Origin of the sequence: Brucella sp. NBRC 12953, assembly GCF_040369775.1 — a bacterium.
Classification (GTDB): domain Bacteria; phylum Pseudomonadota; class Alphaproteobacteria; order Rhizobiales; family Rhizobiaceae; genus Brucella; species Brucella pseudogrignonensis.
Map to the genome: position 1 here is coordinate 582,687 of NZ_BAABSV010000002.1, position 12,625 is coordinate 595,311.

Genomic DNA, 12,625 nt, shown 5'->3' on the forward strand with positions numbered 1-12,625 from the left:
GAAAAACCGGGCTTTTTTATTTGACCTAGACAAGTTCTGGTCGACATGATTATTGCCTCGGGCAGATAACAGGCTGATCATGGGGGTATCTTGGATTCAGTATCAAAGCCACAACCGGCAACATGGCGTATAGTTTTAGCGGCTATATTTGATTTTTTATCGATTTTTTTTGTTGGCGGCTATGTTATTGGGGCATTGCTCGGTGGTTTGACCGAGAATGGATTCCAGCTCTCTGGGGGTCCGGCGGTTCTGTTGATTGTCGTGATCGTCGCTTACTTTATTCTATTCAATAAGTTTCTTGGCGGAACTGTTTGGAAACACATTCTTCGCGCGAGGCGATAGGAAAGCTATATCTTTGAGCCTCGCTTCGGCGAGGTTTTTTGACTAGTTTAAACTTTAGACAGTGGTATTTTTATTTGGCTCCGGGTATTTTCGGCAAAGCCACTTTCCATTTTCTGAGACTCGCACTAGCTTTTACCTATTGAACAAAAGACCGACACACCTTATGTGACACTTGCTCTTCATGCTGCAAACCGGTATGGATGAGTCCTCTTCCCACCATGACAGCAGGCCTTCGATGCCGGTCACAACTCAAGTGACCCACCTTTCCGAACAACTGCATTTTCTCCTTAAATTTCAAAAGAGTTCCTCACACATGCAGGAAATGAAACTACAAGAACTTAAAAATAAGACCCCGGTTGAGCTGCTGGCATTTGCCGAAACGCTTGAGGTCGAAAATGCGAGCGCGATGCGCAAGCAGGAACTGATGTTCGCGATCCTCAAAAGCCTTGCTGCTCAAGACGTCGAAATTATCGGCGAGGGCGTTGTTGAAGTGCTGCAGGACGGATTTGGCTTCCTGCGCTCTGCCGACGCCAATTATCTCCCGGGTCCTGACGATATTTATATTTCTCCTTCCCAGCTTCGCCGCTTCTCGCTGAAGACCGGCGATACGGTAGAAGGTCCGATCCGTGGCCCCAAGGAAGGCGAACGTTATTTCGCGCTTCTCAAGGTCAACACAATCAACTTTGAAGATCCTGAAAAGATCCGTCATAAGGTCCATTTCGACAACTTGACGCCGCTCTACCCAAATGAGCGCTTCAAGATGGAACTTGAAGTTCCGACCAACAAAGATCTGTCTTCTCGCGTTATCGATCTCGTGGCACCACTCGGCAAGGGCCAGCGCGGTCTGATCGTCGCTCCGCCACGTACCGGTAAAACGGTCCTGTTGCAGAACATCGCTCATTCGATCACTGCAAATCATCCTGAATGTTATCTGATCGTTCTTCTCATCGACGAACGTCCGGAAGAAGTGACCGACATGCAGCGTTCGGTGAAGGGTGAAGTTGTTTCTTCGACCTTCGATGAACCGGCATCGCGCCACGTCCAGGTTGCTGAAATGGTTATCGAAAAGGCCAAGCGTCTGGTCGAACATGGCCGTGACGTTGTGATCCTTCTCGACTCCATCACCCGTCTGGGACGCGCCTACAATACCGTTGTGCCGTCATCGGGTAAGGTTCTGACCGGTGGTGTGGATGCAAATGCATTGCAGCGTCCGAAGCGCTTCTTCGGTGCAGCCCGTAACATCGAAGAAGGTGGCTCGCTCACCATCATCGCAACGGCGCTGATCGACACCGGCTCGCGCATGGACGAAGTGATCTTTGAAGAATTCAAAGGCACGGGTAACTCGGAAATCGTTCTCGACCGCAAGGTTGCAGACAAGCGTATCTTCCCGGCCATGGATATTCTCAAGTCCGGTACGCGTAAGGAAGACCTGCTCGTCCCACGCGCCGATCTTCAGAAGATTTTCGTTCTGCGCCGTATCCTTGCACCGATGGGAACAACCGACGCGATCGAATTCCTCATCGACAAGCTCAAGCAGACAAAGAGCAATGGCGATTTCTTCGATTCAATGAACACGTAAACCAAAGATTGCAATTAATAGAAAACGCCGCGTTGATAAATCAGCGCGGCGTTTTTGTTTAATCAATACAGCGGTTCCAGTTAGGATTGAATCGTTGGAACCGCTGCAACTATCTGTTTTTACGCATTATCCGACGCAAAACCGCTTCGCACTTTTGCTGGAAATGCTATAATACCTCAAGAATGGCCTCTGAGGAGGATTTCGAGTGCAGCCTGGGTCTCTACCGGTGCAAGGCACACTTGCCCCTTACAGAGCCACGCTGAAGGTTTATCAGCATGTGCGGTGCCGCCTGTTGGAAGTTCAATCGCTTTACCGGCTTCAAACGGAACGAACTTATCGACCCGCCGCGGATCAGGATTGTGTTGAGCGATCAAGCTTAGTTCGCCCTCACTGCTTTCCTCGGCAATGACCAAAGATAATGGTTCGGCTGCAAAGCGGGCAGCGTTCAAAATACCGATCTGACCATATTGCTGTACCAGAGCGCGGCCCATGGCTTGTTCAACCAGACGCTCATTCTGATTATAAAGATGCAGATCACCCGTCACGAGAAACAGGCGCGTGAAAGCTTCAATGATCTGGCTTGTAGCACTGGGGATTGCTTCGTCATAATCGCCATAGGCATGGAGAATGACATCTTCCGCATCAAGCGCAGAAAGCCGATAGTTGCCTGATGCATCGCGATTGGCCGCATCAAGTGCATCTTTAAGTGCCACAGCATCAACGATGAATGTTCGATCTCCTGTCGCTTCAAAAAGTGACAGGGCAGCATTGATCATCGCTGCGTAATCGGTGGAGAGGGCAGGGTAGAGTAACACGTCATCCATCCGGCAATGCGCCATGCGACCATCCTGAAAAGATGACCCTATCGAACGATAAGCGTTGACGGCATATTCGATCCAGTCCTGCCTTTGAAAACTGCGCCCCGCTTCAGCCAGTGCGCGAATTGCCAGTGCGTTCCAGTCTGTCAGTGCCTTTTCGTCACGTCCGGGGCGGATGCGTTGGCTGCGATAAGCCAACAACTTCTGTCTCGAAGCTTCTATATCCGGCGGGAGCATTGCCGGTTCGCCGACAGCGTGAAGACGATTGAGAATGTTGCTGCCTTCGAAATTGCCTGCGGGCTTCACGCCATACCAGGATTTGAAGCTTTCAGCCTGATCACCGAGGACGGCATCAATCTCGCTACCGGTGAAGATATAAAATTTGCCTTCCTCACCCTCACTATCAGCATCGAGACTGGATGCAAAACTTCCGTCGGGCAGGCGCATTTCAAGCATCAGCCAATCGATAACCTCTTCGATTCGGATGCGGAACAAATCATCTTGCGTTTCCGCATAGGCGTAGGTCGCATGGCGAATGACCTGCGCATTGTCATACAGCATCTTTTCGAAATGCGGCACCAGCCAATCGGCATCGACGCTATAGCGGCAAAGCCCGCCGCCCAGATGATCGTAAATGCCACCTTGCAACATTGTTCTGAGAGAAAGCAGAAACGCGTCGCGATGTGAAACCTCGCGATTATAGAGCCAGGACAGCCATAAGGCATCCATGAAGGGTGCATTGGGGAACTTGGGCGCATTATCTATGCCGCCACGTACCGGATCAAACATGGCATAGATACGGTCTGCGACTTCGTTAAAGCGTGTCACTTCATTGGCGCGCGCTTCGCTTTGAGCAGCCAACTGGGTTTCCAGATGGTTGAATACAGCCTCGGCATTATGGTTAATTTTTTCTTTATTTCCCTGCCAGAGATTGTTGACGGCGTTGAGCACATCAACGAAGCCGGGCATGTTATGCCGGGCCTTCGGCGGGAAATAAGTTCCACCCCAGAAAGGCTTACCGTCGGGGCGCAGGAACATGGTGAGCGGCCAGCCACCCTGCTGCCCCATGGCGCTTAAAGCGGCCATATAAATTTGGTCGATATCCGGTCGTTCTTCGCGGTCGACTTTTACATTTACGAAAAGCGCGTTCATGACTTCCGCGATTTCCGGGTTCTCGAAAGACTCATGCGCCATTACATGGCACCAGTGACATGCCGCATAACCGACGGAAAGCAGGATAGGGCGGTTCAGTTCGCGTGCAGCATCCAGCGCTTGCTTGCCCCATGGCTGCCAGTGAACCGGATTATCGGCATGTTGACGAAGATAAGCGCTTGGCTCCCTGCCGAGCCTGTTGCTGCTGATATCAGTCATAAGCCTTTTCTTTCCTGACACGAATGAATATCACGTAGTCATCTATATAGAACGGGAAATCAAATGAGCGAGCCGCAACATCTTCAGGACACGATTTTCGCCTTGTCGAGTGGACGCCTGCCTTCCGGTGTGGCGGTGGTACGCATATCCGGCCCAGAAGTTCGATTCGTTATCGAAACGATTCTTGGAAAGGCCATTGAACCGAGATACGCTGCGTATAAGACTTTTCTAACGCGTAATGGCGACGCGATCGATAAGGGCTTGGCACTTTTCTTTCCGGGCCCGAACAGCTTTACCGGCGAGGATTGCGCGGAGTTTCATCTGCATGGCGGCATTGCAGTGGTCGAAAAGCTCTTGGAAGAACTCAGCACTTTCCCGAATTCCCGAATTGCGGAAGCGGGTGAATTTACCCGTCGCGCATTCACTAATGGCAAGATGGATCTGACGATTGCTGAAGGTTTGGCCGATCTGATTGCGGCGGAGACGGAAGGCCAGCGTCGCCTTGCATTGCAAGTCGCGTCTGGAGCGCAGCGTCAGCTTTATACAGAGTGGCGTCAGAAGCTTATTCGCTCCCGCGCATTGATTGAGGCTGAACTCGACTTCTCAGATGAAAGTGATGTGCCTGGTTCTGTTTCGGGGCAAGTATGGGAACAACTCAAGTCTCTGCAAAGTGAAATTACCCGCCACATTGAAAGCGGCAAACGAGCTGCGATGTTGCGGGATGGTTTGCATGTCGTCATAGCTGGCGCACCCAACGCTGGCAAGTCGAGCCTGCTCAACTTCCTTGCCGGTAGGGAGATAGCAATTATCTCGGAAGAGGCGGGTACAACACGCGATCTGCTTGAAGTTAAACTCAATCTCGGTGGCATCCCGGTCTATGTGACGGACACAGCCGGATTGCGCGAGACGACCAGTCAGGTTGAGCGTATCGGGATTGAACGAACCCGCGAACGCGCGGCCGAGGCTGATCTGGTTCTGCTGCTTGAGGATATGCAGAATCCGATTGCAGTAACTTTGGAAGAGGGCAGTGCGGATATCTGGACCGTAGGAACCAAGGCTGATCTTGGCAATGCTGCTGGTTCTGCGGACTGGCAGTTTGAAATTTCCACCAAGACGGCTGATGGCCTCGATCAATTACTGAACGCCCTGCAATACTTTGCCGAGGAACGGATAGGCTTGATCAATGACGCAGTACCAACGCGCCAGAGACACATCAATCTGCTGCAATCAACAATCTCTGAAATCTCAATAGCGGCAGAGCGAGATGATCTACCGCTGGAACTGCGCGCTGAAAACATGCGCCGCGCATCGCAATATCTCGGACGCATTACAGGCGATGTCGACGTTGAGGAAATATTGGATGTTATTTTCTCGCAATTCTGCATCGGAAAATGAGTGATTCACGTGAAACAGTGAGAGCTGCGTTTGCGACCCAAAGAAATGTTTCACGTGAAACATCTGTGGAATCTGCATAGGCTTATTGACTCCCGTTCGCATCCGTGAGTCGAGTTTCGTATCAAATTTATCAAAGAGTTGATCGCACCTCGGTCGGGTTACCCCTTCCGTTGAAAGCATAATCATGTCAAAGAGACTGCTTTCCAGAGCGATTCCGATTGGCGACATTTTCTGATACGCTCTCCCTCTTTGCCTTACGCATTATCCAACGCAAAGCTGCATGGCACTTTTGCTGGGAATGCCTAGATTGGATTCGGAAGCATCAGTATGAACAACATAGGTTCTGCCGAAGCGACAGCTTTTGATGTTATCGTCATTGGTGGTGGACATGCAGGCTGCGAAGCTGCGGCAGCTTCCGCTCGCGCTGGCGCGCGCACTGCACTCGTCACGCATCGCTTCGATACGATTGGCGTGATGTCCTGCAATCCTGCGATTGGGGGTCTGGGCAAAGGCCATCTTGTTCGCGAGATCGACGCGCTTGATGGCTTGATGGGTCGTGTTGCAGATAAGGCAGGCATCCAGTTCCGTTTGCTCAATCGTCGTAAAGGTCCAGCCGTTCGTGGTCCGCGCACACAGGCTGACCGCAAGCTTTATCGGCTTGCGATGCAGGAGCTTATTTCGGCGCAGGATAATCTGACGGTTGTTGAGGGCGGCGCTTCAGATATTCGCGTAACAGACGGAGCTATCACCGGGGTTATTCTCGGTGACGGTCGCGCGCTGACTTGTGCGGCTGTGGTCCTGACAACCGGGACATTCCTGAACGGCCTTATTCATATTGGTGAGAAGAAAATCCCGGCCGGTCGTATGGGTGAGAACCCGGCGCTTGGATTGTCGGATACTTTGCGCGGTTTAGGTTTTGCTGTCGGTCGCCTGAAGACGGGGACGCCACCGCGTCTCGATGGTCGAACGATTGACTGGCAGAGCCTTGATATGCAATCGGCAGATGAAGACCCGGTTCCATTCTCATTGATGACTGACAAGATCACCACCCCACAGATTGATTGCGGTATCACACGCACGACACCTGAAACGCATGCAATTATTCGTGCCAATCTTCATCGGTCTGCAATGTATTCAGGTTCTATCGAAGGGGTCGGTCCGCGCTATTGCCCATCCGTTGAGGACAAGATCGTCAAATTTGGTGATCGCGATGGGCACCAGATATTTCTGGAGCCGGAAGGGCTGGACGATCATACCGTCTATCCAAATGGCATTTCGACCTCTCTGCCGGAGGAAGTACAGCTTGCTTATCTCAAGACTATTCCCGGTCTTGAGAAGGCAATTATGTTGCAGCCTGGCTACGCAATTGAATATGACTTCATCGATCCGCGCGAATTGAAGCGCAGTCTGGAAACGCGCCGCGTGACTGGTCTGTTCCTTGCAGGCCAGATTAATGGCACGACCGGTTATGAAGAAGCAGGCGCACAAGGTCTCCTTGCTGGTCTTAATGCTGCAAAGCGGGCAGAGGGCAGCGAGCCAGTTATCATTCAGCGCACCGAAGCCTATATTGGTGTTATGGTCGACGATCTGACATCGCGTGGTGTAAGCGAGCCTTATCGCATGTTCACCTCACGCGCCGAATTCCGCCTGTCTTTGCGTGCTGACAATGCTGATCAAAGGCTCACACCTCTGGCCGATCAGCTCGGCATTCTTGGGTCGGAGCGCCGCGAGAAGTTTGCAGCACGGCAAGACGCATTGTCGGCAGCGCGCGATTTGACGAAGGAACTCACGATTACCCCGAACCAGGCAAGTCGTTATGAGCTCCATCTTAATCAGGATGGTGTGCGTCGCTCGGCTTATGATCTTCTGTCCTATCCGGATATTGATCTACAGAAGCTGCAGGCTATCTGGCCAGAGCTGAACACGATTGATTCGATCACGCGGGAAGCGCTGGAAATCGAAGCTCAATACTCGGTCTATATGGATCGCCAGCAAAGCGATATTGCTGTGATGGAGCGGGAAGAGCGTCTCTTCATACCTGCGTCGTTGGACTTTGATGCGATTTCCGGTCTTTCTAACGAGCTCAAGTTTAAGCTCAAACAGCGTATGCCGGAGACAATTGCAGAAGCGCAGCGCGTTGAAGGTATTACACCTGCAGCCCTTGCTCTGCTTATCACGCATATTAAGAAGCATAGCGCGCGTGAGCGTGCTGCTGCTGAACTAAACGCCGGGAAAAGCGTAGCATGACTGTGGATAGCCGTTATTCAAGCTTGAAAACTATTGTTCCCGGTGTTTCACGTGAAACAAATGAGCGGCTGATTGCCTTTGAAGAGCTGTTTCGCAAGTGGTCTTCGGCCATTAATCTGGCGTCACCTTCTACCCTTGCGGACCTGTGGAGCCGCCATATTCTCGACAGTTCGCAGATATTTCCGCTCGCTCCCGACGCTAAGCGATGGCTTGATCTCGGATCTGGCGGCGGCTTTCCCGGTATCGTAACCGCCTGCTTTCTGAAGGAAGTTCAGGGTGCTTCGATTGATCTGGTCGAAAGCGCGGGAAAAAAAGCTGCATTTCTTCGTACAGCTGCAGGCCATCTGGCTGTGCCAGCACGTATTCACTCTGCCCGCATTGAAGCAATGTGGGATAAAATCGACGTGCCGGATGTCGTAACCGCCCGCGCACTCGCCTCGTTGAACGATCTTTTCAAGCTGGCTGAACCTTGGCTTACCAAGGGTTCAAAGGCTCTTTTTCAAAAAGGTCGGGATTACCAGAGAGAAATCGATGAAAGCCGTGTCGGCTGGCGTTTCGATCTGGTACAACATGAAAGTGCTATCGATAAAGCTTCGGTGATACTCGAAATCAGCAATCTTCGACGCATTGCAGACTAATTCGTTATCTCAGAGCAGAAAGCAGCAGGGCGACGGTATGAACAAGAGATCCAGGATCATAACCATTGCGAACCAGAAGGGCGGCGTTGGCAAGACAACGACGGCCATTAATCTGGCTACCGCATTGGCCGCCATTGGCGAAACTGTGCTGATTGTCGATCTCGATCCGCAGGGTAACGCGAGTACCGGGCTTGGCATTGATCGCCAGAACCGCCCATTATCGTCGTATGATGTACTGACGCAGGAAGCTTCCGTGAATGAAGCCGCCATGCAGAGCGATGTTCCAAATCTATATATCGTTCCGTCAACACTCGATTTGCTCGGTATCGAAATGGAAATCGCGCAGGCGCCGGATCGTACGCGCCGCTTGCGTGATGCGCTGCGTTTTGATTCAGCTGTTGCAGAAAAGTTTTCTTATGTGCTGGTGGATTGCCCGCCATCGCTCAATCTTCTTACGCTCAATGCGATGGCAGCAGCAGATTCTGTCATGGTTCCGCTGCAGTGTGAGTTCTTCGCGCTCGAAGGTCTCAGCCAGTTGCTCCAGACGGTCAATCAGGTTCGGTCGACGATTAATCCTGAACTGACTATTCAGGGCATCGTGCTCACCATGTTCGATAGCCGCAACAACCTCGCTTCGCAGGTTGTCGAAGACGTTCGCGCTTTCATGGGTGAGAAGGTCTATCGTACTGTTATTCCACGCAATGTGCGTGTTTCGGAAGCGCCATCGCATGGCAAGCCAGCTATTCTGTATGATCTGAAATGTGCAGGCAGCCAGGCCTATCTACAGCTTGCTTCCGAAGTTATTCAGCGTGAGCGGCAGCTTCAGGCCGCATAATAATAAGCGAGTATCGGTTAACGGTACTTTATAGATTCGACTACGTAACAATTGCAGGAACTGCCGACGATGAACGACGATCCTTCAAAAAAGCGCCTTGGCCGCGGCTTGGCCGCCCTGATCGGTGAAATCGACCGCCCGGCGGAAGAACGCAAGGTGCCGATTTCAAGCGAGCGTAATGTTCCGATTGAGTTCGTAACACGCAATCCGCGCAATCCGCGTCGCATGTTTTCGGAAGTCGAACTCGAAGATCTGGCGCAGTCGATCAAGGAACACGGTGTCGTTCAGCCAATCGTGGTTCGTCCGGCACCGGGCGAGCCGGATCGCTTTGAGCTGATTGCTGGTGAACGTCGCTGGCGCGCATCGCAGCGCGCGGGCGTCGACAGCATCCCGGTGATCATCCGCGATGTTGATGATCGCGTGGCGCTTGAGATTGCAATCGTTGAAAACGTACAGCGTGCTGACCTCAACGCGGTCGAAGAAGCTATGGGATATCAACAGCTTATCGACAATCACGATTATACGCAGAACGATCTGGCCCAGGTTATCGGCAAAAGCCGCAGCCATGTGGCCAATACGCTGCGTCTTTTAAAACTGCCACAACGCGTACAGGATTTTATCTCTGATGGCGCTTTGTCGGCTGGTCATGCCCGTAGCCTGATCACGATGGAAGATCCGACCGCTCTGGCTGAGCGGGTTGTGAAAGAGGGCCTGTCTGTGCGTCAGGTTGAGGCCTTGTCTCAGGCACGCAACGGTACCGAGCCAAAGCCGGGCAAGAGTGTGCCCATCGAGAAAGATGCTGACACTAAAGCGCTTGAAAAGCTGCTGTCCGATGTCACTGGAATGAAGGTTGAGATCAATCATCGCGAACGTGGTGGCGATGTCAAAATTCGCTACAGCTCGCTCGAGCAGCTGGACGAGATTTGCCGTCGTCTGCAGAGCTGATCCTATTTCGTCAGACAATTGGTATTTGAGACCGTGGAACATCATCTGTTTCACGGTTTTTTTCGTTAAAGCGTGTCGCGATTAATTGTGTCCACACAGCTCGTTCCATCTCTTTGTTTTTGGCACTTCGTTGTCGGATCGTAGCGAGTACAAAAAACCGCCGAGTGTATAGAAATCCCGGCGAAGACGGCCTCAACTTTTCCAGCACATGCTTCAGCGACCTCGGGCTTTGATGAGCGAAAAGACAATGATAATCATCAGGACGATGCCGATGATCACGCCGATTGAGCTTCCCCAGACCGCACCATAATTGCCGCCGATCAGCCAGCCAAGCATGGCGCCGAGCATGAGCAGAAGAATCGGGGGAATGCAGCCAATCATTGTTTTATTCCAATAGGTTATAACTATATGTAGGGACCGGAATCTTGCGATTTCGTTTCTTCGAATAAAGCTAATATTGTTGAGCAGTGTGATGAACTCAAGATTGGGTGAGGGTACTCACAGGCTGTTGATTATAGAATTTCCAGCAAAAGTGCGAAGCGGTTTTGCGTCGGATAATGCGTAAAAACAAATAGTTACAGTGGTTCAACGATTCATTTCTAACTGGAACCGCTGTAAGTCCCGAAATGTCATCAATGGGTCCGTGTACCCGGTTTCTATCGAAGCGCTTGTAAGTCGTGTAGTATTAAGACGCTGCTTGTTTATTGCCGGGCTTGGGAGATACTGCATCTATGGAAATGTTGACGCAAATTATCATTCACACGCCTGTCTATGTTTGGGGCCTGCTTGCTTATCTCATCATAACGGGGATCAAAGGGCGTGAAACACGAACGGTGACCGTTTGGCGAATGCTGTTTGTGCCGGTGATTTTCATCGCTGTTGGCTTTTTGCATTTCGACAGCAATTCAGATCAGTTCAGCACGTTTCTGATGGCCTGGTTTGTGGGCCTGTTTGTGCTGGCACCTGTCGGATATTTCACGGGACCGCGCATTCTGGCGGTTGATCGTGAGAACAAAACTATCGAGCGTGCAGGCACGATTTTGCCGCTGATCAGAAATCTGATTTTCTTCTGCTCTCAATATGTGCTGGCAGTGCTGAACGCGTTTTATCCGGGAGAGCACGCATCCCTTACATTGATTACAGCCGTCGTATCTGGCGCGTCAGCGGGTTATTTTGGCGGCTGGTTGGTCTCGCTGTGGCGCAAGTATCAGGAAAGCCCGCAGCTTACAGCGGTTCCAGTTAAGAAAGAATCGTTGGAACCGCTGTAACTGTTTGTTTTTACGCATTATCCGACGCAAAACCGCTTCGCACTTTTGCTGGAAATGCTATAAGCTTGGTTAGAATTCTATCGGCGCGAGAGTTTCACGGCTTCTACCGAAATCGCCAGCAAGCATTGGCGGATGATCGGCACAGCCAATGCCGCATTCTGACGGCTTTCCAAAACCGCGCGTTGCAGACGCTCCATCACACGGGAAAGACTGTCGGCATTCCAGCGACCGACGGCGTTTTCAATCAGCTTTTTGCGGTTGAAGAAGATCGGAGGCCGTGCCGATGCAACAACAACTGAGGCACTTTTGCGCTCAGTGTCTGCTATATGGCGCAGGGTCTGTATCTGTTGGAACTGACGAGCCGCTGTGTTGAGCACCAAAAAGGGTGCTGTGCCTGATTTTACGACGCGGTCAAATGTCATCTCAAAACGTGACAGATCGCCGTTTAGGACAGCATCCACCACTTCGTCGGTCGAAAGCCCGGCCACATCGCCAACGGCTTCCCGCACATCATCTATGTCAATGCGTTCCTTGCCGCGCGCATAAAGGCAAAGCTTTTCCAGCTCGCCACGCGTGGCAAGACGATCGCCGCCAAGGCTCGCCCGCAACAGCTGGCGCCCGTCCATGGTGATCTGCATTTTCCATTCGGCTAGAACGTCGTCAATCACCCCATCTATGCCGCGCGCATCGTCTGAATAGCAGGGCAACGCCATACCAGCAGAACCGTTCTCTACAGCACTGCGAAGGCCTGCGCCTTTCTTGAGATCGCCTGCTTCAACCAGAATATAGGTTTCACGCGGCGGCTCGCTCACCAGAAGTTTCACGGCATCCGCGAGCTTCTTTTGCCCGGCTGCATTCTTGATCCAGATGAGCCGCTCGCCGCCGAACATCGAAATTGTCCGCGCTTCGTCTGCAAGCTTTGAAGGATCGGCATCGATTTCATCGGCTTCCATGCGGATGACGGCAAAGGGATCATCGAGCGGAAACTTGGTCGCCTGCGCGTATCGACGCGCACGTTCGCTCACCAGCCCCTTATCAGGGCCGTAGAGCAGCACAACCGGAAACGAGCTGCTCGGCTTTCCAATAAACTGATCGACTTCGTGTGCTTTCTTTTGCGCCATTAGGATTAAGTAGCGCAATTCGTTTTCAAACGAAACAGCCGCCGGTCAAACTGAACGGCGGCTGTG

Annotated in this window: 10 protein-coding genes; 7 read left to right on the top strand and 3 right to left on the bottom strand. The window is 51.9% G+C overall.

The features are described from left to right. Positions 1 to 655: 655 nt before the first annotated feature. A complete protein-coding gene (rho, locus tag ABWV94_RS06675; RefSeq protein WP_105519054.1) occupies positions 656 to 1,921 on the top strand; it encodes a transcription termination factor Rho in 1,266 nt (421 codons plus the stop codon). Between the two features lie 176 nt (positions 1,922 to 2,097). Here the strand turns inward: rho and ABWV94_RS06680 are convergent, their stop codons facing one another. Then, positions 2,098 to 4,110 carry a thioredoxin domain-containing protein gene (locus ABWV94_RS06680; RefSeq protein WP_113500150.1) on the bottom strand — a complete coding sequence of 671 codons (2,013 nt, stop codon included), beginning with the start codon at positions 4,108 to 4,110 and terminating at the stop codon, positions 2,098 to 2,100. 63 nt (positions 4,111 to 4,173) lie between these two features. Here ABWV94_RS06680 and mnmE point away from each other — a divergent pair, with 63 nt between their 5' ends. The 5 genes from mnmE (at position 4,174) to ABWV94_RS06705 (ending at position 10,170) form a co-directional block, all read left to right on the top strand. Continuing rightward, the gene (gene mnmE, locus ABWV94_RS06685) at positions 4,174 to 5,505 is read left to right on the top strand and encodes a tRNA uridine-5-carboxymethylaminomethyl(34) synthesis GTPase MnmE (protein WP_353412865.1); all 1,332 of its coding nucleotides are present in this window, start codon (positions 4,174 to 4,176) and stop codon (positions 5,503 to 5,505) included. A gap of 336 nt (positions 5,506 to 5,841) precedes the next feature. Continuing rightward, positions 5,842 to 7,752 (top strand): tRNA uridine-5-carboxymethylaminomethyl(34) synthesis enzyme MnmG, encoded by a 1,911-nt coding sequence (mnmG, locus tag ABWV94_RS06690; RefSeq protein WP_353412942.1) that lies wholly within the window; start codon positions 5,842 to 5,844, stop codon positions 7,750 to 7,752. Then, positions 7,749 to 8,390, top strand: coding sequence for a 16S rRNA (guanine(527)-N(7))-methyltransferase RsmG (gene rsmG / locus ABWV94_RS06695; RefSeq protein ID WP_113485565.1), 642 nt, complete (start codon positions 7,749 to 7,751; stop codon positions 8,388 to 8,390). Before mnmG ends, rsmG begins: the two co-directional genes overlap by 4 nt. Before the next feature lie 37 nt (positions 8,391 to 8,427). Next, positions 8,428 to 9,225 (top strand): ParA family protein, encoded by a 798-nt coding sequence (locus ABWV94_RS06700; protein ID WP_007872399.1) that lies wholly within the window; start codon positions 8,428 to 8,430, stop codon positions 9,223 to 9,225. Positions 9,226 to 9,294: 69 nt separating this feature from the next. Further along, complete coding sequence (locus ABWV94_RS06705; protein ID WP_064322222.1) at positions 9,295 to 10,170, top strand: ParB/RepB/Spo0J family partition protein; 876 nt, start codon at positions 9,295 to 9,297, stop codon at positions 10,168 to 10,170. A gap of 213 nt (positions 10,171 to 10,383) precedes the next feature. Here ABWV94_RS06705 and ABWV94_RS06710 read toward each other — a convergent pair whose 3' ends face one another. After that, positions 10,384 to 10,551, bottom strand: coding sequence for a hypothetical protein (locus tag ABWV94_RS06710; RefSeq protein WP_153223073.1), 168 nt, complete (start codon positions 10,549 to 10,551; stop codon positions 10,384 to 10,386). Positions 10,552 to 10,901: 350 nt separating this feature from the next. On the opposite strand from ABWV94_RS06710, the gene ABWV94_RS06715 reads away from it, so the two are divergent. After that, positions 10,902 to 11,438 (top strand): DUF6622 family protein, encoded by a 537-nt coding sequence (locus ABWV94_RS06715; RefSeq protein WP_181152474.1) that lies wholly within the window; start codon positions 10,902 to 10,904, stop codon positions 11,436 to 11,438. Between the two features lie 77 nt (positions 11,439 to 11,515). On the opposite strand, the gene holA is transcribed toward ABWV94_RS06715, so the two are convergent. Continuing rightward, positions 11,516 to 12,559 carry a DNA polymerase III subunit delta gene (gene holA / locus ABWV94_RS06720; protein ID WP_113499551.1) on the bottom strand — a complete coding sequence of 348 codons (1,044 nt, stop codon included), beginning with the start codon at positions 12,557 to 12,559 and terminating at the stop codon, positions 11,516 to 11,518. Positions 12,560 to 12,625: the final 66 nt, after the last annotated feature.

What these genes read in the sequence shown, in the direction of transcription:
- holA (WP_113499551.1), bottom strand. Translation starts at nt 12,559, where the DNA reads ATGGCGCAAAAGAAAGCACACGAAGTCGATCAGTTTATTGGAAAGCCG.
- ABWV94_RS06700 (WP_007872399.1), top strand. Translation starts at nt 8,428, where the DNA reads ATGAACAAGAGATCCAGGATCATAACCATTGCGAACCAGAAGGGCGGC.
- ABWV94_RS06705 (WP_064322222.1), top strand. Translation starts at nt 9,295, where the DNA reads ATGAACGACGATCCTTCAAAAAAGCGCCTTGGCCGCGGCTTGGCCGCC.
- rsmG (WP_113485565.1), top strand. Translation starts at nt 7,749, where the DNA reads ATGACTGTGGATAGCCGTTATTCAAGCTTGAAAACTATTGTTCCCGGT.
- mnmE (WP_353412865.1), top strand. Translation starts at nt 4,174, where the DNA reads ATGAGCGAGCCGCAACATCTTCAGGACACGATTTTCGCCTTGTCGAGT.
- rho (WP_105519054.1), top strand. Translation starts at nt 656, where the DNA reads ATGCAGGAAATGAAACTACAAGAACTTAAAAATAAGACCCCGGTTGAG.
- ABWV94_RS06715 (WP_181152474.1), top strand. Translation starts at nt 10,902, where the DNA reads ATGGAAATGTTGACGCAAATTATCATTCACACGCCTGTCTATGTTTGG.
- ABWV94_RS06710 (WP_153223073.1), bottom strand. Translation starts at nt 10,551, where the DNA reads ATGATTGGCTGCATTCCCCCGATTCTTCTGCTCATGCTCGGCGCCATG.
- ABWV94_RS06680 (WP_113500150.1), bottom strand. Translation starts at nt 4,110, where the DNA reads ATGACTGATATCAGCAGCAACAGGCTCGGCAGGGAGCCAAGCGCTTAT.